Origin of the sequence: Enterococcus montenegrensis, assembly GCF_029983095.1 — a bacterium.
In the GTDB taxonomy this organism is placed as follows: Bacteria; Bacillota; Bacilli; order Lactobacillales; family Enterococcaceae; genus Enterococcus_C; species Enterococcus_C montenegrensis.
This window is the reverse complement of the sequence record NZ_CP120467.1, coordinates 1,629,536-1,648,936: the sequence shown is the minus strand read 5'-3', so window position 1 is coordinate 1,648,936 and position 19,401 is coordinate 1,629,536. Positions and strand designations below refer to the sequence as shown.

22 protein-coding genes are annotated in these 19,401 nt (G+C 37.2%); 19 read left to right on the top strand and 3 right to left on the bottom strand.

The window, feature by feature from the left end:
* Positions 1–142 precede the first annotated feature (142 nt).
* Positions 143–1,147, top strand: a complete 1,005-nt coding sequence (locus P3T75_RS08000; protein ID WP_282461288.1) for a zinc-dependent alcohol dehydrogenase family protein — start codon at positions 143–145, stop codon at positions 1,145–1,147.
* 95 nt (positions 1,148–1,242) lie between these two features.
* On the opposite strand, the gene P3T75_RS07995 is transcribed toward P3T75_RS08000, so the two are convergent.
* Positions 1,243–2,172, bottom strand: a complete 930-nt coding sequence (locus tag P3T75_RS07995) for an ABC transporter substrate-binding protein (protein ID WP_230708577.1) — start codon at positions 2,170–2,172, stop codon at positions 1,243–1,245.
* Between the two features lie 205 nt (positions 2,173–2,377).
* On the opposite strand from P3T75_RS07995, the gene P3T75_RS07990 reads away from it, so the two are divergent.
* The 9 genes from P3T75_RS07990 (at position 2,378) to P3T75_RS07950 (ending at position 8,711) form a co-directional block, all read left to right on the top strand.
* Positions 2,378–3,178 (top strand): ABC transporter ATP-binding protein, encoded by an 801-nt coding sequence (locus P3T75_RS07990; protein WP_282461287.1) that lies wholly within the window; start codon positions 2,378–2,380, stop codon positions 3,176–3,178.
* Complete coding sequence (locus tag P3T75_RS07985; protein ID WP_282461286.1) at positions 3,168–4,157, top strand: FecCD family ABC transporter permease; 990 nt, start codon at positions 3,168–3,170, stop codon at positions 4,155–4,157. Before P3T75_RS07990 ends, P3T75_RS07985 begins: the two co-directional genes overlap by 11 nt.
* Positions 4,154–5,140: a FecCD family ABC transporter permease gene (locus P3T75_RS07980; protein ID WP_282461285.1), complete on the top strand. Its 987-nt coding sequence runs from the start codon at positions 4,154–4,156 to the stop codon at positions 5,138–5,140. The genes P3T75_RS07985 and P3T75_RS07980 overlap by 4 nt, the downstream gene beginning before the upstream one ends.
* Before the next feature lie 245 nt (positions 5,141–5,385).
* Positions 5,386–5,949, top strand: coding sequence for a 5-formyltetrahydrofolate cyclo-ligase (locus tag P3T75_RS07975; RefSeq protein WP_206905684.1), 564 nt, complete (start codon positions 5,386–5,388; stop codon positions 5,947–5,949).
* The gene (locus P3T75_RS07970; RefSeq protein ID WP_206905686.1) at positions 5,942–6,637 is read left to right on the top strand and encodes a rhomboid family intramembrane serine protease; all 696 of its coding nucleotides are present in this window, start codon (positions 5,942–5,944) and stop codon (positions 6,635–6,637) included. Before P3T75_RS07975 ends, P3T75_RS07970 begins: the two co-directional genes overlap by 8 nt.
* Before the next feature lie 20 nt (positions 6,638–6,657).
* Positions 6,658–6,864 (top strand): YqgQ family protein, encoded by a 207-nt coding sequence (locus P3T75_RS07965; RefSeq protein ID WP_173102792.1) that lies wholly within the window; start codon positions 6,658–6,660, stop codon positions 6,862–6,864.
* Positions 6,865–6,870: 6 nt separating this feature from the next.
* Positions 6,871–7,836: an ROK family glucokinase gene (locus P3T75_RS07960; RefSeq protein ID WP_282461284.1), complete on the top strand. Its 966-nt coding sequence runs from the start codon at positions 6,871–6,873 to the stop codon at positions 7,834–7,836.
* A gap of 15 nt (positions 7,837–7,851) precedes the next feature.
* Entirely contained in the window at positions 7,852–8,250 is a 399-nt protein-coding gene (locus tag P3T75_RS07955) for a rhodanese-like domain-containing protein (protein WP_230708565.1), read from the top strand.
* Positions 8,251–8,354: 104 nt separating this feature from the next.
* Entirely contained in the window at positions 8,355–8,711 is a 357-nt protein-coding gene (locus P3T75_RS07950; RefSeq protein ID WP_206905700.1) for a DUF488 domain-containing protein, read from the top strand.
* Positions 8,712–8,816: 105 nt separating this feature from the next.
* Here P3T75_RS07950 and P3T75_RS07945 read toward each other — a convergent pair whose 3' ends face one another.
* The gene (locus tag P3T75_RS07945) at positions 8,817–8,984 is read right to left on the bottom strand and encodes a DUF3042 family protein (RefSeq protein ID WP_282462586.1); all 168 of its coding nucleotides are present in this window, start codon (positions 8,982–8,984) and stop codon (positions 8,817–8,819) included.
* 176 nt (positions 8,985–9,160) lie between these two features.
* Here P3T75_RS07945 and P3T75_RS07940 point away from each other — a divergent pair, with 176 nt between their 5' ends.
* The 8 genes from P3T75_RS07940 to tsaD all read left to right on the top strand — a co-directional run bounded on the left by P3T75_RS07940 (position 9,161) and on the right by tsaD (position 16,730).
* Positions 9,161–10,324: a galactokinase gene (locus tag P3T75_RS07940; RefSeq protein ID WP_282461283.1), complete on the top strand. Its 1,164-nt coding sequence runs from the start codon at positions 9,161–9,163 to the stop codon at positions 10,322–10,324.
* A 17-nt stretch (positions 10,325–10,341) separates the two neighbouring features.
* Positions 10,342–11,331 (top strand): UDP-glucose 4-epimerase GalE, encoded by a 990-nt coding sequence (gene galE / locus P3T75_RS07935; protein WP_206905703.1) that lies wholly within the window; start codon positions 10,342–10,344, stop codon positions 11,329–11,331.
* A gap of 11 nt (positions 11,332–11,342) precedes the next feature.
* Positions 11,343–12,824, top strand: coding sequence for a UDP-glucose--hexose-1-phosphate uridylyltransferase (gene galT / locus P3T75_RS07930; RefSeq protein WP_282461282.1), 1,482 nt, complete (start codon positions 11,343–11,345; stop codon positions 12,822–12,824).
* Positions 12,825–12,900: 76 nt separating this feature from the next.
* Positions 12,901–13,893, top strand: a complete 993-nt coding sequence (locus tag P3T75_RS07925) for a LacI family DNA-binding transcriptional regulator (RefSeq protein ID WP_282461281.1) — start codon at positions 12,901–12,903, stop codon at positions 13,891–13,893.
* A gap of 125 nt (positions 13,894–14,018) precedes the next feature.
* Positions 14,019–14,744, top strand: coding sequence for a tRNA (adenosine(37)-N6)-threonylcarbamoyltransferase complex dimerization subunit type 1 TsaB (gene tsaB, locus P3T75_RS07920; RefSeq protein WP_282461280.1), 726 nt, complete (start codon positions 14,019–14,021; stop codon positions 14,742–14,744).
* Positions 14,728–15,258 carry a ribosomal protein S18-alanine N-acetyltransferase gene (gene rimI / locus P3T75_RS07915; RefSeq protein ID WP_282461279.1) on the top strand — a complete coding sequence of 177 codons (531 nt, stop codon included), beginning with the start codon at positions 14,728–14,730 and terminating at the stop codon, positions 15,256–15,258. The genes tsaB and rimI (P3T75_RS07915) overlap by 17 nt, the downstream gene beginning before the upstream one ends.
* A complete protein-coding gene (gene rimI / locus P3T75_RS07910) occupies positions 15,251–15,727 on the top strand; it encodes a ribosomal protein S18-alanine N-acetyltransferase (RefSeq protein WP_282461278.1) in 477 nt (158 codons plus the stop codon). The genes rimI (P3T75_RS07915) and rimI (P3T75_RS07910) overlap by 8 nt, the downstream gene beginning before the upstream one ends.
* A complete protein-coding gene (gene tsaD / locus P3T75_RS07905; RefSeq protein WP_230708553.1) occupies positions 15,717–16,730 on the top strand; it encodes a tRNA (adenosine(37)-N6)-threonylcarbamoyltransferase complex transferase subunit TsaD in 1,014 nt (337 codons plus the stop codon). Before rimI (P3T75_RS07910) ends, tsaD begins: the two co-directional genes overlap by 11 nt.
* 229 nt (positions 16,731–16,959) lie before the next feature.
* Here the strand turns inward: tsaD and P3T75_RS07900 are convergent, their stop codons facing one another.
* Positions 16,960–17,646: a Crp/Fnr family transcriptional regulator gene (locus tag P3T75_RS07900; RefSeq protein ID WP_206905728.1), complete on the bottom strand. Its 687-nt coding sequence runs from the start codon at positions 17,644–17,646 to the stop codon at positions 16,960–16,962.
* 474 nt (positions 17,647–18,120) lie between these two features.
* On the opposite strand from P3T75_RS07900, the gene arcA reads away from it, so the two are divergent.
* Positions 18,121–19,350: an arginine deiminase gene (gene arcA, locus P3T75_RS07895; RefSeq protein WP_206905730.1), complete on the top strand. Its 1,230-nt coding sequence runs from the start codon at positions 18,121–18,123 to the stop codon at positions 19,348–19,350.
* Positions 19,351–19,401 lie beyond the last annotated feature (51 nt).

Sequence of the window (19,401 nt, the reverse complement as noted above, 5' to 3'; positions counted from 1 at the left end):
ACAAAAGCTACTTCTCGATTACCTTTTAGCCGTAAACAGGAGGTTAGAATAGATGAATGTCTTCACACCTATCTGAAATAAAAAAGAGGCTTCACTTCGTTAGAACTAGTAAAATTACAGACAAAGGCGGAAAAAAGGATTTATGAATAATCAACAACTTTATTTTGATTCATTTGGTCAACCAGCTAGAGTTATTCAAATGAAAGATAAGCAGCTTACAAGTTTGAATGAGGGGAAAATTTTAGTTGAGATGTTGTATGCACCAATCAATCCATCTGATCTAATCCCAATAACTGGTGCCTATGCCCACCGAACCCCTTTACCCAGCCTTATTGGCTATGAAGGTGTGGGACTTGTCCGACGTGTGCACAATGAGTCAGATAAGCACTTGTTAAATAAACGAGTCTTACCTTTACGAGGAGAGGGAACTTGGCAGAAATTTGTAGTGACACAGGCGGATTATGCAATCGTGGTTCCTGAAGAAATTGATTCCATCACTGCCAGTCAGGCTTATATCAATCCGGTTACGGCCTGGGTGTTGTGTGTGGAGGAATTTAAGTTAAAAAAAGATGATTTCTTAATCATCAACGCTGCAAATTCTTCAATCGGTAAATCATTTATCCAACTTGCAAAAATACTAGGATTTAAATTGATTTGCGTAGTACGAAATGAGAAGGCGCGAAAAGAGCTAGAAAAACTTGGCCTGTTTTTTGTTGTGAATTCAGCTAAAGAGGATATAAAAGATACCGTCACAAAAATAACCAATAAAAAAGGGGTTCAGGCTGCAGTGGACTCTATTGGTGGTCAACAAGGCAATATTTTGGCTGAGTGTGTAACAGCAGGAGGAAAGTTTCGTACAATAGGATTGTTGTCAGGAGAGCAGGTTGATTGGCAGTTTTTGACTACTCAGTTGGATATTTCGGTAGAAATTTTTCATTTGCGTCATTGGCTAGACCGTATCACAAATGCCAAATGGCAGCAGACTTTTACAGAAATTTTTTATTACTTGAAAAGTGGACTTTGGCATTTACCACGACCTTCAGCATTTTATTCATTGATACAATTCAAACAAGCAATTGCAGACTTTGAGCAATCAGGCAAAAACGGAAAAGTGCTTTTTGATTTTTGTGATAACATAAAAGCATAAAAAATGGCATCTGCTACTGTAGTAATTTTCCAAAAATTAGCGTAAAAAGCTAATTTTTTAGGCGATACAACAGCTATAGCAGGTGCCATTTTTATTTATTTTAGTTTTGCTTTGACATCTTCAATCATCTTTTGATACGCGATGGGGCCATTATACAACCAGCTTTTTTCAGGGCCAAATTCCCATAAATTCCCATTTTTTACTGCGGGAATATTTTGCCATAAAGGATCTTTGAACATTGCCGCTTTTTTGTCACTATTAACAAGAATTAAATAGTCACAATCAATTTGGGCTAATTTTTCTAGTGAAACCGCCGACCAATCTGAAGTTGCCTTTTCGCTGATTTCTTTGGTTAGATTCGGGACCTTGAAGCCTAATTGTTGATACAACAGATCACCGCTGGAACGTGTGTCAGCAACCATAAAAGCAGAGTTATTGGTTACCCACAAAACAGCGACAGATTTACCTTCTATTTTTTTGGCATAATCTTTTTTAGTTTCAGCTACTAATTTTTCATAGTCCGTAATGATTTTTTTGCCTTCTTTTTGTTTGTTCAAGACATTGGCAACGTCAGTTAATTTAGCTTGCCAAGTAACTTTTTCGCCATTTTTAACAACATAGGTTGGAGCAATTTTGGCGTATTTATCGTATTTTCCCCCTTCGACTAAACCGTTTGATTCAATTAATAATAAATCCGGTTCATAGGATAAAACATCTTCATAAGGTAAGTCATAATTAATTAAAGGAACATCTTTTAGATCCTTACGCAAATAATCTTGACGAGATCCACCCCCAACAGTCCATTGGGCAACTGGTTTTTCTCCTAATGCTACTAGGTAATCTTCTAAATAACTGCCAATAATTCGCTTGGGATTATTGGGAATTTCAACTTTATGATCCAATTGATCGGTCAGTGTCCGACTTTCTTTTTGAGTGGACTCTTTATTTTCCGTCCCACAACCTGCAAATAATAAAAGACTAGCTAATAATACTAAACCGGTGGTAATTTTTTGATACTTCTTCATGAATGACTTCCTTTCTTGTAAAGCAAATTCTGGTATTTATTTCTTTAAATGAGAATGATTATCAATTAAAGATACTAGCATATTTCTCTTTTTTGTCAATTTTATTTTTAAGACAAATGCGATGAAATCAATTTTCCTACTATTGACGAATTGAAAAATTAAAGCGATAATTGATAATCATTATCAATGAAAGTAGAGAATTACAATGACTACCTTGGAAGCAAAAGGGATAACTGTTGGTTATCAAAAACAAATTATTATTGAATCGTTGTCGCTCCAATTACCAGTAGGAAAAATAATTGGTTTAATTGGACCAAATGGCAGTGGCAAGTCGACACTATTAAAAACATTGGCGCGAATTATGCAGCCACAAAAAGGGGTAGTAAATCTAAATGGTGTCAGTATCAAAACGTTACCGACAAAAGAAGTGGCACAGCAGATCGCCTTACTTGCACAAAACACGGAACAAAATCTTGAGTTGACAGTTAGAGAATTAGTTTCTTACGGACGTTTTCCCTATCAAAAGGGACTGCGACAATTGGATCAAAAAGATCAAGAGGCAATTAATTGGGCACTTTCTGCAACCGGCCTTGAAAATCTAGCCCAACGTTCATTACAAGCTCTCTCGGGTGGACAGCGGCAACGTGTTTGGTTGGCAATGGCATTAGCACAAGATACAGATATTTTGATTTTGGATGAACCAACAACTTTTTTAGATCCAGCTCATCAGTTGGAAATTTTACAACTACTTCAAAAAATCAATCAAAAGTATCAAAAAACGATTGTCATGTCTATCCACGATTTAAATTTGGCTTCCCGTTTTTCTGATATCCTAATTGGTTTAAAACAAGGTCAAATTATAGCTAATGGGACACCACAAAACGTCATGACCACTGAAATTTTGGCGCAATTATTTGCCATTAAGGCGGAATTAACAGTAGATATCAAAACGGAAAAACCGCTTTTAATGAATTATGAATTGCAGGAGACAGAAGATGAAGATTAGTCGTTTTGTTTTGGCCTGGGGATTTTTAATAATCGCGGCTTTTTTAGTTCTATTTTTATCATTAACAAATGGAGCTGCTGATATTTCTATTCGTGAAATTATAAGTGCTTTTTTTCACTTTGATAAAAACAATCAAGCCCAACAAATAATCGTGAATTTACGTTTACCTCGCATTATCGGTGCTTTTTTTGTGGGAAGTGCATTTGCTTTAAGTGGAGCAGTTATGCAAGGGGTGACTAGAAATCCACTAGCTGATGCTGGTTTATTAGGAATTAACAGCGGTGCTTCGTTAGGCTTGGCGCTTGTTTTTATTTTGTGGCCCAAGGCTTCAATTAATCAAACAATTTGGTTTTCTTTTGCGGGTGCTTTTTTAGCCGCCTTTTTAATTTTTTTGGTCAGCCGCCGTTCTGTTACCACCTTGACACCAACGCGTCTTGTGTTGGCCGGGGTGGCGATTAGCAGTCTTTTTACCGCACTTAGTCAGGCATTGTCGCTTTTGTTTGATTTGCAACAAGATATTGCCTTTTGGTTTGTTGGTGGAGTCGCCAATATTACTTGGGAGCAATTAAAACAAGTTTGGCTGCTTTACTTAATTGCAGTAACAGGCATTTTGTTTCTTGCCGGGGGCATTAATTTATTACTTTTAGGGGATGACAATGCATTAGCTTTAGGAAAAAAACCGTGGCGTATTCGTTTTTTTACTTTACTATTTGTCGTTATTTTGGCTGGAATTGCGGTGGCACTTGTTGGCCCCATCAGTTTTATCGGACTGATGGTCCCTCATGTCTTGCGCTATTTTACAGGAGATAATTATCGCCGTTTATTGCCATTAGTTTTGGTTGGCGGGGGGCTGTTTGTAGTGCTAGCGGATTTATTGGCCCGCCTTTTAAATCCGCCATTTGAAACACCTTTGGGACTTTTGATTACAATTGTCGGGGTTCCATTTTTACTCCTAAAGATTTGGAGGAGTCGAGCGTGAAAAAAAAATATGTGTATGGCATTGTCCTTGGTTTACTCCTTATTTTACTTTGGCTGAGCGTTATACTTGGACGTCAAATTTTAACTTTGAATGATATTTTATTATTGATCAGAGGAAAGGCTAGTAATGCATTGCAATTAACAGTTTTTGAGTTGCGGCTACCGCGAACTATTTTAGCTGTTTTAGGTGGTGCTGGCCTGGGCGCAGCGGGATATTTATTGCAAGGTGTGACCCGTAACGATTTAGCAGATGCATCTTTACTGGGAATTAATAGTGGTGCCGGTTTTTTTGTACTGATTTATCTTGGCTTTTTTGCTCAAGGGAGTGGCTTTTTGCTGCCGCTATTAGCATTAGCAGGTGGTTTGATTGCGGTCTTTGCAGTATATGGGATTGCCTATCAAAAAGGCCCGTTTTTAACTTTGGATAAATTATTATTGGCAGGGATTGCTGTGAACGCTGGTTTTGGCGCTTTGACTTTATTGGGCACGATTAAAGTGGCACCAGATCGCTATCGTTTTGTAACAAATTGGCTTGCGGGATCGTTATGGGGGACAAACTGGAGTTATGTTTTTATTTTACTCAGCTGGCTTATCCTTTTACTTGGGGTCACATTCAGACAGTTGCCTTATTTAGACTTATTGCAGTTAAACGATGAGCAGGCTTTCAGCATAGGTGTAAAAGTTCGCAGCGTTCGCCTTCGTTTTTTATTTTTAGGGGCGGCGATAGCAGCAAGTTGCGTAGCATTTTGCGGAAACTTAGCTTTTGTTGGACTTTTGGCACCTCATATTGCGAAGACATTAGTAAAAGGGCGAGCGCAACAACGTTTTCCATTAACTTTATTGATTGGTTCTGTAATTGTTTTAGCCGCTGATACCTTAGGCAGATTACTTTTAACTGGTGGTGAATTACCTGCAGGCGTAATGATTGCCATTTGTGGTGCACCTTATTTCTTGATTTTATTGGTGCAAAAGCTCAAGGTATAAGACTATCGGTAATGAATTGCTACTCTCTTTAGGATTACTAGAATTAGGCAAGGAGTAAGGTTTGTTTTTACTTACTACTTGTCTTGTTTTTACTTAAAATGAAAATGCAGGCATTTTGGTATTTTCCAGCCGTTTGCTATTTTTTTATTTTTTCGATACCATGCAATTAGAGTCTTAATTAGTCTGTTAAGATGACGTATCGCGAGATTTCACTTGGAAAATAGCCTGAATAAGGAGCGATGGATTTGGATAAAAAAGAGTTACGCCAAAAAGGAATTGCTAAGTTGCAAGAATTAGCTCTTCATAAAGGTAAAAAACAAGAAAAAGAAACCATTATTTTGCAATTGTTATTTGCCAGTCGTCTATGGCAAGAGGCAAATTGTATTGCAGCTATCCGTGCAACGGACATAGAATTAGACACGCAGCCAATTTTTCAACGAGCTTTTCAAGAAGGTAAACAAATGGTTGCTCCAAAAGCTTTACAAAATCGTTTATTGACTTTTCATCCGGTTGTTGAAGATACAAGCTATCACGTTTCTAATTTTGGTGTACAAGAACCACTAGTAACTGATACAGTGGCAAAAGATGAAATTGATTTATTAATAGTTCCTGGCATCGTTTTTTCAAGTCGCGGTTATCGCATTGGTTTTGGTGGCGGGTATTACGATCGCTTTTTAATGGATTATAAAGGACAGACGGTTAGTTTGGTTTTTAACGAGCAGATTGTTGAGGATTGGCAGCCTGAGAAATTTGATCTTCCGGTAAAAAAAATAATTACGGATTATAGAAGTGAGGTTGTTTATGAATAACGAATGGAAAATGACATTAAAACGCTGGCTTAATCGGCCGGTTGTTACGTACAGCTTTTTAGCAATTCAAACAGTCGTTTATTTGCTTATGTTTATTCCCAGTCTACAAATTGAAGCTCGTGGTGTGATGTTTGGACCTTTTGTCGCCTATCTTCACCAATACTGGCGCTTTATAACACCGATATTTATCCACTTTTCACTGACCCATTTTGCTGTTAATTCAATTGTATTATATTTTATTGGGCAGCAAGTTGAAGCCATCTATGGCCATTGGCGTTTTTTTGTCTTGTATTTATTAAGTGGCGTGATGGGAAATGCAGTCAGTTTTGCATTTAATAACGCAGGCATCCGTTCAGCTGGTAGTAGCACTTCAATTTTTGGTGTCTTCGGGGCCTTTTTGTTATTAGGATATTATTTCCGCAATAATCCGGCTGTGCAAGGCATGGTCAGACAATTTGCCCTTTTTGTTGGTCTTAGTTTATTATTTGGTATTTTTGATCAATCGATTGATATCTGGGGACATATCGGCGGTGTTATCGGTGGGCTATTGTTAGGTAATGTCGTAGCGCTACCACAAAATCACGGTCGTTTTTCAATTCATACAAGAGTCATTTGCGGTGTTGTTTTTGTATTTCTTTTCGTGATTTGTCTTTTATATGGTTTAAAAAAATATGGATTGCCTGTATAATATGCGAGGAAGTGTGTAAAATGGAAACTCTTTACGATGTTCAGCAATTATTTAAACGTTTTGGTATTTATATTTATGTAGGCAAGCGCATTTATGATATCGAATTAATGTTAATTGAATTAAAAAATTTATACGATGGTCGTTTAATCGATCACGATACGTATCTAACTTGCTGGCGCATATTAAAACGAGAGCATCGCATTGAAGAAAGTCGGCAGAAAGGATAATTGTACATGGACAAAAAAATTATCGGAATTGATTTAGGCGGGACTACAGTAAAATTCGCAATTTTAACTACCGCAGGAGAAATTCAACAAAAATGGAGTATTGAAACCAACATATTGGATGAAGGTAGTCATATCGTACCAGAAATCGTGGAATCAATTAATCATCATTTAGCCTTATACAACATGAAACCAGCAGATTTTGTTGGAATTGGAATGGGAACACCAGGTAGTGTTGATCGTAATGCAGGAACAGTAATTGGGGCTTACAATTTAAATTGGACGACATTGCAACCTGTTAAAGAACAAATTGAAGCAGGAACTAAAATTCCTTTTGCCATTGACAATGATGCCAATGTTGCAGCTTTGGGCGAACGTTGGTTAGGTGCTGGGGAGAATAACCCAGACGTTATCTTTATCACCCTTGGTACCGGTGTTGGTGGTGGTATTATCGCTGAAGGTCATTTATTACACGGTGTTGCAGGTTGTGCCGGTGAAATCGGCCATGTCACAGTTGATCCGGCAGGTTTCCAATGTACTTGTGGTAAAAAAGGTTGTTTAGAAACCGTTTCTTCTGCTACTGGTGTTGTACGGGTAGCCCGTCATTTAGCTGAAGAGTACGCAGGAGATTCGAAATTAAAAGCGCAACTAGATGAAGGGTATGATATTTCATCTAAAGATGTTTTTGATTATGCCCAGGCGGGTGACGCCTTTGCTTTAATGGTCGTTGACAAGGTCTGCTTTTATTTAGGCTTAGCATGTGGTAATTTAGGCAACACCTTAAATCCATCTGCAATTGTTTTAGGTGGTGGAGTTTCAGCCGCAGGAGAATTTTTACGTAGTCGCGTTGAAAAGTACTTTGCTGAATTTACTTTCCCACAAGTAACTGAAAGTACCAGTATTAAATTAGCACAACTAGGCAACGAAGCAGGCGTTATTGGCGCAGCTTCATTAGCATTAGATTTCGTGAAATAGGAAGGAAAGCAAAAGATGTCTCCAATTATTATTATTGATATTGTTTTAATTGCAATTTTATTAGGAATCGGAATTAATGAATTGTATCTTCGAATTATGGCTAAAAAATCTGCTACAACAATTGATCAAGAGACTTTTCGAGAAGGTATGCGTAAAGCACAAGTCGTTGATGTTCGGGAAAAAGATGAGTTTGATGCCGGACATGTATTAGGTGCTCGCAATATTCCCTACTCTGTTTTGAAAAATTCAATTGGTAGTATTCGTAAAGATCAACCAGTTTACATTTATGATCAAAAACGAGCAATTGCAGTACGAGCTGCCAACAAATTGCGTAAAGCCGGCTATACAGATATTTACTTATTAAAAGGTGGATACCAAAGCTGGGAAGGTAAAGTTAAAAAGAAAAACAGTTAAATTTTTGATACTGGAACAAAGGTCACTTCTGGCTTTTAGTCCAGTATTTTTTTATTGGGTGGTTTTACCAAGAAGTGCTAAACTAAAGAAAGGAGGGATTAATCATGATTACGACAAAAAGAATTTATGCCGACTACGAAAAAAAAGATGGCTTTCGCGTTTTAGTTGACCGAGTCTGGCCGCGGGGCATTAAAAAAGTGGATGCACACTTGGATGAATGGTTAAAAGAAATTGCTCCTTCAACAGAATTGCGAAAATGGTTTGGCCACAAGCCAGAAAACTTTCCGGTCTTTAAAGAAAAGTATATCGCGGAGTTGCAAACTGAGCCGGCTAAGTCTGCACTTGCCCAACTTACGACAATTGTTCAGCGAAAAGAAAAAGTAACGTTGTTATATGGCGCTAAAGATGAAGTGCATAATCAAGCGGTTGTGTTAGCAGAATATTTAAACCGCAAAACATAATTTTTATTTATCAGTAAATAGATTAAAAGAAAAAAGACTACTAAGATAAGCAGTCCTTAGAGATACATTAAAAAAATCACACCAGTTGATGGTGTGATTTTTTTATTAGCGGGCAACGCGTTTACGCATTGCTTTTTTTCGGTTTTCTTCAATCATCGCTTCTTTTTCATCGATAGGATCGATTACTTGTTTTTTGACAGTTACTACAAAAGCACCTGCTGCTGCAACGGTAGCCAAAGTACCGACTAAGACACCTGATACAAATTTTTTCATCCCAATCACTCCGTTCATACTTTTATTATATTATGTAACAAGTCCACTAAAAATAAAAGCTAAACGCTTTTTCCAGTTAGTGACTGGCATTAAGTTCGTAAATAAATAATCATTGAAAATATTTAGTAAATAAATTATAATAAATTTACTAAACAAAAATGATGAGGTGTTTTTTGATGACAAAAGACTTACAAGAACTTTTTAATGCGAAATTTGGTAATAAATCAACCGGTGAATATTTTGCTCCAGGCCGAATTAATTTAATTGGCGAACATACAGATTACAATGGCGGTTATGTTTTTCCAGCTTCAATTACAATCGGTACTTATGGGTTAGCACGAAAACGTGAGGATAAAAAAGTCCGTCTTTATTCGGAAAACTTCCCGGAAAAAGGAATTATTGAATTTTCAATTGATGATTTGGATTTTCATAAAGAACACGATTGGACTAACTATCCAAAAGGGATGATGCGCTTTTTAAAAAGTGATGGCTTTCAAATTGAAAGTGGCATGGAAATTCTTTTTTATGGTACTATTCCAAATGGAGCAGGTCTTTCATCTTCAGCATCGATTGAGCTTTTGACAGGGGTAATCTTACAAGATTTATTTGACCTTGATGTCAAAATGATTGAATTAGTCCAAACAGGTAAACGCGTAGAAAATAAATTTATTGGTGTCAATTCAGGTATCATGGATCAATTTGCAATTGGTATGGGAAAAATGGATCATGCCATTTTGCTGGATACAAATACACTTGAATATGAATTGGTTCCAGCGGAATTTGGCGAATACGTTGTGGCGATTATGAATACGAATAAACGCCGTGAATTAGCTGACTCGAAATACAATGAACGCCGAAGTGAATGTGAAGAAGCATTGAGTCGCCTCCAAACAAAATTACCGATTAGATCATTAGGTGAATTATCAGAAGCAGAATTTTTCAATAATACGGATTTAATTGGGGATGAGGTTCTCATTAAACGAGCAAAACACGCAGTTACTGAAAATGAACGGACTAAAAAAGCCAAGATGGCATTAGTTAACGGTGATTTAGCAACTTTTGGTAAATTATTAAATGCATCTCATGCGTCTTTGCAGTATGATTATGAAGTGACAGGTATTGAGTTGGATACTCTAGTAGCTACAGCCCAAGCGCAATCAGGTGTACTAGGGGCGCGCATGACTGGAGCAGGTTTTGGTGGCTGTGCGATTGCACTTGTTAAAGAAAGTGAATTTGAGCATTTTACTGAAAATGTAAAAGCTGCCTACAAAGAGAAGATCGGGTATGCTACAGATATTTACAAAGCGAGTATTGATGATGGTGCCCGCAAATTAAAATAAAAAATGGAGGCTTTAAAATGTCAATTTTAGTATTAGGCGGAGCTGGTTATATCGGCTCTCACGCAGTGGATCAATTAATTACCAAAGGATACGACGTGGTGGTTGTGGACAATTTATTAACTGGGCACAAACAAGCAATTCATAAAGATGCGCGTTTTTATGAAGGGGATGTGCGGGATAAAGACTTTTTAGAAAGTGTTTTTCAAAAAGAGAAAATTGAAGGTGTCATTCACTTTGCGGCTAGTTCTTTAGTTGGCGAATCAGTAGAAAAGCCATTGAAATATTTTAATAATAATGTTTACGGAATGCAAATTTTATTAGAAGTGATGCAAGCAAATGATGTAAAAAATATTGTCTTTTCTTCTACTGCGGCAACTTATGGCGAACCAAAAGTTGTACCAATTAAAGAAACGGCTGAAACTGCACCCAAAAATCCATACGGGGAAAGTAAACTGATGATGGAAAAAATGATGAAATGGTGTGACAACGCATACGGGATGAAATACGTTGCCTTGCGTTATTTCAATGTTGCCGGAGCTAAAGCAGATGCTTCAATTGGGGAAGATCACGATCCGGAAACCCATTTAGTACCGATTATTTTACAAGTTGCTTTAGGGCAAAGAGAGGCGTTGCAGATTTTCGGTGATGATTACAAAACACCAGATGGCACTTGTATTCGTGATTATGTTCAAGTAGAAGATTTAATTGCCGCGCACATTTTAGCTTTAGAATATTTAAAAGCAGGTAACAAAAGCAATGTCTTTAATCTTGGCAGTAATAATGGTTATTCCGTTAAGGAAATGCTAGAAGCCGCTAGAGCAGTTACGGGTAGAAAAATTCCTGCCAAAATTGCCCCCCGAAGAAAAGGGGACCCTGCAACACTTGTGGCTGCAAGTGACAAGGCAAAAGAAATTTTAGGCTGGCAACCTGCGTATACCGACATTAAAGATATTATTAAAACAGCTTGGGATTGGCACGTTAGTCATCCTCATGGTTATGAAGACTAGGAGGTAAAATAATGAGTATCAGCCAGACAGTGGTGGATTTTGCGACATTAGCCATTCATGCCGGTGGTTATATGGAATTAGACCGCTTATATTTACAAAATCGGATTATTGCTTTAATTGGGGAGGATAGTCTGGATGAGGTTAAGCCACAAAGTGCGACCCAAAATTCTTTAGAGTTATTAGATGCATTAGTAAAAAAAGCAAAAGAAAATGGTGTAATCGGAGATAGTCTAGCCCAAAAAGAAATTTTGGAAGCGCAGTTAATGGATTTTTTGACGCCGCCGCCTTCAGTTGTTAATGCTTTTTTTGCCCAACATTATGCTAAAACACCAGAAGCCGCAACCGAATACTTTTTTAAATTATGTCAAGAAAATGACTATATTAAAACGCGTGCTATTGCTAAAAACATTGTTTTTCCAGCTGAAACGAAATATGGAAAATTAGAGATTACAATTAATCTTTCTAAACCAGAAAAAGACCCTAAAGAAATTGCAACAATGAAAAATGTGACAGCCGGCGATTATCCCAAATGTATGCTTTGCATGGAAAATGAAGGCTATAAAGGGCGCCTGAATTATCCAGCGCGGACCAATCACCGCATTATTCGCATGAACTTGAATGGTGAGAGTTGGGGATTTCAATATTCCCCATATGCCTATTATAATGAACATTGCATTGTCTTATCAGAAGAGCATCGCCCGATGCAAATTAGCCGGGCAACTTTTGAACGTTTATTGACCATCATTGAAGTTTTACCCCATTATTTTGTGGGCTCAAATGCGGATTTACCGATTGTAGGAGGATCAATTTTATCCCATGACCATTATCAAGGTGGAAAGCACACCTTTGCGATGGCAAAAGCTCCCCTGGAAAAAGAAATTAATTTAAGTGTTTTTCCAAATATTAAAGCGGGAATTGTAAAATGGCCGATGTCAGTTCTTCGGTTGCAAGGAGCAGACAAAACTGAAATGATAAATGCTTGCGAGTATATCTTACAAGCCTGGAAACACTATTCAGATGAAAGTGTTTGTGTCAAAGCATTTAGTGACGATGGCACGCCACATCATACGATAACGCCCATTGCCAGAAGAAATGGAAAGTTATATGAGGTTGATTTAGTATTGCGGGATAATAATGTTTCAAAAAAATTCCCCGATGGTATTTTTCATCCCCATCCAGATGTGCAACATATTAAAAAAGAAAATATTGGTCTGATTGAGGTAATGGGACTAGCTGTCTTACCACCAAGATTATTACCTGAATTAGAAGAAGTTGAAAAATATGTATTAGGTAAACCTAATAATATTGCCGACTACCATAAAACCTGGGCACAAGCGATGATGCAAACCCATGAATTTACGCCAACAAATGCCATGGATATCATACATGGTGAAGTTGGACAAATTTTTGCCCGTGTTTTGGAAGATGCTGGTGTTTTTAAACGTGATAAAGTGGGGCAACAAGCCTTTTTGCGTTTTACTGATACACTTTAAGCGTTAAAAAATCAGCTGCACAAATTTGTTTATCTTTAACTTACAACTCGAGAAATAAAACTAAAGGAGGTGTAGCATGGCAACAATTAAAGATATAGCCCAAAAAGCCAACGTCTCCCCGGCCACTGTTTCGCGAGTCTTAAATTATGATGCTGGACTTTCAGTGGGACAAGATACCAAACGGAAAATTTTTGAAGCAGCAGAAGCTCTCAATTATACGAAATATAAAAACAAGCAAAAAAAAGCAGACCAAGTCTTACGCTTAGTTCAGTGGTATAACGACGAAGAGGAATTGGAAGATTTGTATTATTTGGCGATTCGTTTAGGCATTGAACGAAAAGCAGAAGAATTAAACATACAATTGGTAAAAGAATCTTTATCTGAACTTTCCGATACAAAAACCGATGGGATCATCGCATTGGGAAAATTTGATGCCAAACATATTAAAACGCTAAAGAAAATGAAGCAACCACTTTTATTTGTGGATTATGATGGAATGTCAGCTGGGTTTGATTCTTTAGTTGTTGACTTTCATCAGGCAGTAGATTTAGTCATTGATCATTTCATCAAAGAAGGGCATGAAAAGATCGCTATTTTAGCTGGTGTAGAGTTTACGAAAGATTATCATAATGAAATTGCTGACCCTCGCTTGCGTTTGTTTACTGAACGGTTGCGGCAATTGAAGCTTTTAAATTCACAGTATGAAATCACAGGGGATTTTACAGTTGAAGGTGGCTATCAAGCCGTTAAAAATTTTTTGCAGTCTGAAAAAGAAATTCCCAGCGCACTATTTGCCGCAAGTGATGCAATGGCAGTTGGGGCATTAAAAGCCATTCACGAGGCAGGCTTAAAAGTACCGGCAGATATTTCAGTTATTGGTTTTAATGATGTTAGCGTGGCCAAATATGTAACGCCTGCTTTGTCTACCATTCAAGTACCAACAGAGTGGATGGGAGAATTAGCTCTAGAAACGATGGTACAAATTGAAAAAGATGAAGCACCCGTCCCACGCAAGATTACAATTGGCACGAAACTGATTTTAAGAGAGTCAACATTACAAACAAACTAGTTGAAAGATGTTACCGCAGTTGCTTTATATCTGACGGTAGCATTTTTTATTGGCTCTACGCAGGTTTATTTAACTTTTTTAAATTTGTGGTAAAATACACTAGAGTTAAAGGAGAGGATAGCACCGTGAAGATATTGGCTTTTGATACATCAAATAAAACCTTAACAGTCAGCGTGATGGCTGAAAACATCGTCTTAGGCGAAATTACAACAAATGTTAATAAAAATCATAGTGTGACGTTAATGCCCGCTATTGCTGAGCTAATGGAAAAAGTTGCATTAACCCCACAAGAAATTGAGCGCATCGTAGTTGCCCAGGGACCTGGATCTTACACGGGGCTTAGAATTGGTGTCACAACAGCAAAAACACTAGCAGATACACTACATTGTGAGTTGGTTGGTGTTTCTAGTTTGGCTTTAATTGCCGCCAATTGCCGTAATTATGCAGGCGTTATTGTCCCATTATTTGATGCAAGAAGAAACAATGTATACACTGGTCTTTATCAATGGGTTGCAGATGAATTGCAAATGATTCAAGCAGATCGCCATATGGCACTAGCAGATTTACTAGTACAGTTGAAAAATGAACATGACATTTTATTTGTCGGAGAAGATGTAGCAAAGTTTGCAGCGGAGATAAGTGAAAGTTTACCCACTGCAAAAATAAATAAAATTTCCCATTGGCAACTTCCCAGTGGGGCAGTTTTAGCAGAATTGGGTGCCAAAAAAGCACCAGTGACCAATATTGACACTTTTTCACCGCTATATTTAAAACGTGTCGAAGCAGAAGAAAAATGGCTGGCTGCCCACAAAGATTGGTCAGGTGACGAAAATTATGTTGAAAAAATTTAAAGCTCTTTTTCCAAAACCACCTTTTAAAAGTGCAGGCTATCTAAAAAGGACTTATCCAGGACATGCAGCCTGGTTTGTTCGCGAAGTGACAAATGACGACATCAAAGCGCTTTTAGCAGTGGAAAGAAATGTTTACCATGGCAAGTTACCTTGGACTAAATCAGCATTTTTGTCAGAATTAATTTCACCGCTACCACATTTGTATTTATGTGTGGAAGCTGAAGCTATTTTAGCTTTTGGCGGATGCCGTATTATTGGCAATGATGCCCATATCACCAATATAGCCGTTGATCCAGATTTTCAAGGAAGTGGCATTGGCACATTTTTATTACAAGAGTTGGAACATTTTGCTAAAAAAAATGGTTGTTTGACCATGTCTTTGGAAGTTCGGTTAAGTAATCGCGATGCGCAACGCCTATACCGCAAATTAGGATATGTTTCACGCGCAATTAAAACCGCCTATTATGATCAAACAAATGAAGATGCATTGGATATGGTGAAATACATTGACTGATTTTAAGATTAAAGAAAAAAAGGACTACAACTTGACGGAACTGGCAGATTCATTGTATAACATTGCAGAGGCTGCCTATCAAACAGGAAGTCCTTGGAAAAAAGAGCAATATCTCGCTGATTTAAAAAATGCTGCAACCAATTATTTTATTATAGAAGAAAAAGGACAAATAGTAGCTTTTTTAGCTTATCAAAAAATTATTGATGAAGTTGAAATTGCCAACGTGGCCGTTCATCCTGCAACACAAAATAAAGGTTACGGCGGTCTTTTAATGAAGTTAGTGGATAAAATTCCGTCAGTAAACCAATTTTTTTTAGAGGTACGGATAAGAAATTTTTCTGCCAAAAATCTCTATTTAGCGCATGGTTATAAGGTCATTAGTCGACGGGCAGATTATTATCAAAATCCACGGGAAGATGCCTTAATTATGTTAAAGAAAGTGGGGCCAATTCAAACAAATGAGTTCTGAATTAATTTTAGCCGTTGAAAGTAGCTGTGATGAAACAAGTGTTGCAGTGATTAAAGACGGTCATGAAATATTAAGTAATATTGTTGCTTCCCAAATTAAAAGTCACCAACGTTTTGGTGGCGTTGTGCCAGAAGTTGCAAGTCGTCATCATGTGGAGCAAATTACGCTTTGTTTACAAGATGCGTTAAGTGAAGCACAAGTTACACCAAAAGATTTAACTGCTGTGGCGGTAACGTATGGTCCTGGTTTAGTCGGCTCGCTTTTAATTGGAATCGCAGCGGCCAAGGCGTTTGCCTGGGCGCACCAATTACCGTTAATTCCTGTAAATCATATGGCAGGACATATTTATGCAGCACGGTTAGTAAAACCATTAGAATTTCCTTTAATGGCTTTACTTGTTAGTGGTGGGCATACGGAGTTAGTTTACATGGCTGAAGACGGCTCTTATGAAATTATTGGTGAAACCCGAGATGACGCTTGTGGTGAAGCCTACGATAAAGTAGGACGCGTCTTAGGTTTAAGTTATCCTAGCGGTAAAGAACTAGATCAGCTTGCTCATCTGGGGAAAGATACGTTTCATTTTCCTCGCGCAATGATCCATGAGGATAATTATGATTTTAGTTTTAGCGGTTTAAAAAGTGCCTTTATTAATTTAGTGCACAATGCAGATCAAAAAGGTGAAGTGTTAGCAAAAGAAGATCTAGCTGCAAGTTTTCAAGCCAGCGTCGTAGATGTTTTAACTGCAAAAACAATCCGTGCTTGTCAAAATTGGCCAGTTAAACAATTAGTTGTTGCTGGTGGCGTTGCAGCCAATCAGGGGCTGCGAGAACGTTTAGGTGAAGTATTGCTCAAAGAAGCTCCAGGCGTTGAATTAATTGTACCGCCGTTGCGTTTATGTGGAGATAATGCTGCAATGATTGGTGCTGCCGCTCATGTAGAATTAGCAAAACAACATTTTGGCAACTATTTTCTAAATGCTAAACCGGGTTTGGAATTAGCCTGATTTTTTTCAAAAGGAGTTTTTAATCCGCAATTAATTTGAAAAAAAGAAAATTACAATTACGGTACACTTATTGATGTAAGCTAGAACTAAAACATTTAAGATTCTTGATGGATTTTTGGGGGAAATGAAGTCAAACTTTTTAAGTGACTTTTTTCTGGCTTACATTTACAAATATAAAAACGGATGATTTGGCATAGGCTAAATCATCCGTTTTTATAATTTGAGTAGGCTATTTGATTACATCTTCATAAAAAGTGAATATTTTTTTTTCATAATCAATTAAACCTTTTTCTTTTAGCTTTTTAATGACTTGACCTGCTGTTTCACGGGTAGTACCACTATTAACAGCTAATTCTTTTAAAGTAATTGGAAATGGAATCGTGACTTTGGTTTTGGATTCTGGTTGTCCTAACTCTCGTTTTAATATGTAGAGATTTTGGGTTACACGATCGTGAGCATTTGAAGTTAAGCCCGTTTGTAGGCGTAATTGATGGCTTTCGATAATTTTATTTTGCTTTTTGATAAGGTAAAGTAACTGCTGGTTGTTCTTTTGGCAAATTTGTTCATAAATTTGGGTAGGAAAATAGAAGGTTTCAATGTCAGTCATGGCTTGAGCACTATGGGTGTAAACTTCTGCTTCGAAAACGCCTCCCAAAGGAAAAACGCTGTAATTGGTTACGTAATCATAATAGTAGTAAGTTGCACTTTCATCATAGCGTTCAATTCGTACCAAACCAGCAACGACATAATACAGTCGGTCTCTTGCATCCCCTTCGTCAAAGAGTACTTGTCCTTTTTTATAAGAACGTAATAAAACATTGGCCTTTAAAAGTTGGAATTCGTCATCAGTAAGGTGTTCAAAATCTGCTTGGTATCTTAAACGGGAAAATTGATAGTCTACCTTATCGGCATACATAACTGGCTAACTCCTTTTTTACACTTTTTTTCTCTAGTTTATATTGTTGCCTTTTTCCTTTGGTTTGTAAAGGGAAAAATAAGGTGTAGACGGCAGATTTCAGCAAAAAAATAATATGAGAATGTAAGTCGGATTTTTATTGAGTGAAAATGGCAAAAATGAATAAAACAAGGTTTTGCATACCGGAAATATACAAAAACTGCTGAAAAGTATGCGTTTTCAAATTATTTAGACCTTTAAAATAAAGAGAATATTCTATATGCAAAAAAAATCCAAATGAATAAATATTTTTTTTCGTTCAAAATGAATAAATATATCTTCTGTTATGATTGTTTCATTCATTAATCGGGTAAATATAAATAACATCTAATATAATGTGAAATATTTCTCCTTTATAATGTTAGATAAATTTGAAAGCCCTTTCTTTTAAGGGTTAATCTATTAATGTAATCAATAACGAGGAGGCAATAAAAAATGGACAAACCAATTCACGTGTTTTCCGAAATCGGAAAACTAAACACTGTTCTATTGAAAAGACCTGGCGCAGAAGTTGAAAACTTAACTCCAGACATTATGGATCGTTTATTATTTGACGATATTCCATATTTGCCAAATGCCCAAGCAGAGCATGACGAGTTCGCCAAAGTTTTACAAGACAATGGTGCAGAAACTCTGTATTTAGAAAAATTATCAACAGAAGCTATTGATGCTGGTAATGTGAAAGAAGAATTCTTAAACCGCATCTTAGATGAATCTCATATTGATTCAGCAGCTGTCCGTCAAGGATTGTTCGAATATCTGCTTAGTATGGAAACACAAGACATGGTTGATAAAATCATGGCTGGGGTACGTACAAAAGAAATCGATGTTAAATCTCGTTCATTACTAGATTTATCTGCTGACGATGAATATCCATTTTACATGGATCCAATGCCTAACCTATACTTCACTCGCGACCCTTCTGCATCAATTGGTAACGGCATGACTGTTAACAAGATGACTTTTGAAGCACGTCGTCGTGAATCATTATTTACAGAATATATTTTAAATCATCATCCACGTTTTGCAGGCAAAGTTGATGTCTGGTTAGACCGTGAAGCTGAAGGCCATATTGAAGGTGGGGACGAATTAGTTCTTAGCCATGAAGTATTAGCAGTTGGTATTTCACAACGGACAAATGCGAAAACTTTGGAAAAATTAGCGCGCAATATGTTTGCTAAACATGCTGGTTTTGAAAAAGTTTTAGCAATTAAAATTCCGAATAACCGTGCAATGATGCATTTGGATACTGTATTTACAATGGTAGATTACGATAAATTTACGATTCATCCAGCTATTCAAGATGCTGATGGTAAAATCGATTGCTTCATTTTAGAACCAAATGGCGACGATATCACAATCACACAAACAAATGACTTACACGGTACATTAAAAGATTTATTACATTTAGATGATTTGGTATTAATTCCAACCGGTGATGGCGATGCAATCGTTGCACCTCGTGAACAATGGAATGACGGTTCAAATACCTTAGCAATTGCACCAGCTGTAGTAGTAACGTATAATCGTAACTATGTATCAAACGAAATTCTACGTAGCTATGGTATTAAAGTGTTAGAAATCCATTCAGGAGAATTATCACGCGGTCGTGGTGGCCCTCGTTGCATGAGTCAACCATTAGTACGTGAAGATCTAAAAAAATAAAGGTATGAATTGGTTCTGCGGGCGGCTGTAAGCCGTCTTGCGGACCAAATG

Coding starts and splice junctions, on each gene's coding strand:
- galE (WP_206905703.1), top strand. CDS start 10,342: ATGTCAATTTTAGTATTAGGCGGAGCTGGTTATATCGGCTCTCACGCA.
- P3T75_RS07985 (WP_282461286.1), top strand. CDS start 3,168: ATGAAGATTAGTCGTTTTGTTTTGGCCTGGGGATTTTTAATAATCGCG.
- P3T75_RS08000 (WP_282461288.1), top strand. CDS start 143: ATGAATAATCAACAACTTTATTTTGATTCATTTGGTCAACCAGCTAGA.
- P3T75_RS07990 (WP_282461287.1), top strand. CDS start 2,378: ATGACTACCTTGGAAGCAAAAGGGATAACTGTTGGTTATCAAAAACAA.
- P3T75_RS07955 (WP_230708565.1), top strand. CDS start 7,852: ATGTCTCCAATTATTATTATTGATATTGTTTTAATTGCAATTTTATTA.
- P3T75_RS07970 (WP_206905686.1), top strand. CDS start 5,942: ATGAATAACGAATGGAAAATGACATTAAAACGCTGGCTTAATCGGCCG.
- P3T75_RS07965 (WP_173102792.1), top strand. CDS start 6,658: ATGGAAACTCTTTACGATGTTCAGCAATTATTTAAACGTTTTGGTATT.
- P3T75_RS07995 (WP_230708577.1), bottom strand. CDS start 2,172: ATGAAGAAGTATCAAAAAATTACCACCGGTTTAGTATTATTAGCTAGT.
- galT (WP_282461282.1), top strand. CDS start 11,343: ATGAGTATCAGCCAGACAGTGGTGGATTTTGCGACATTAGCCATTCAT.
- P3T75_RS07940 (WP_282461283.1), top strand. CDS start 9,161: ATGACAAAAGACTTACAAGAACTTTTTAATGCGAAATTTGGTAATAAA.
- P3T75_RS07950 (WP_206905700.1), top strand. CDS start 8,355: ATGATTACGACAAAAAGAATTTATGCCGACTACGAAAAAAAAGATGGC.
- P3T75_RS07925 (WP_282461281.1), top strand. CDS start 12,901: ATGGCAACAATTAAAGATATAGCCCAAAAAGCCAACGTCTCCCCGGCC.
- P3T75_RS07960 (WP_282461284.1), top strand. CDS start 6,871: ATGGACAAAAAAATTATCGGAATTGATTTAGGCGGGACTACAGTAAAA.
- tsaD (WP_230708553.1), top strand. CDS start 15,717: ATGAGTTCTGAATTAATTTTAGCCGTTGAAAGTAGCTGTGATGAAACA.
- P3T75_RS07945 (WP_282462586.1), bottom strand. CDS start 8,984: ATGAAAAAATTTGTATCAGGTGTCTTAGTCGGTACTTTGGCTACCGTT.
- P3T75_RS07900 (WP_206905728.1), bottom strand. CDS start 17,646: ATGTATGCCGATAAGGTAGACTATCAATTTTCCCGTTTAAGATACCAA.
- rimI (WP_282461279.1), top strand. CDS start 14,728: ATGTTGAAAAAATTTAAAGCTCTTTTTCCAAAACCACCTTTTAAAAGT.
- arcA (WP_206905730.1), top strand. CDS start 18,121: ATGGACAAACCAATTCACGTGTTTTCCGAAATCGGAAAACTAAACACT.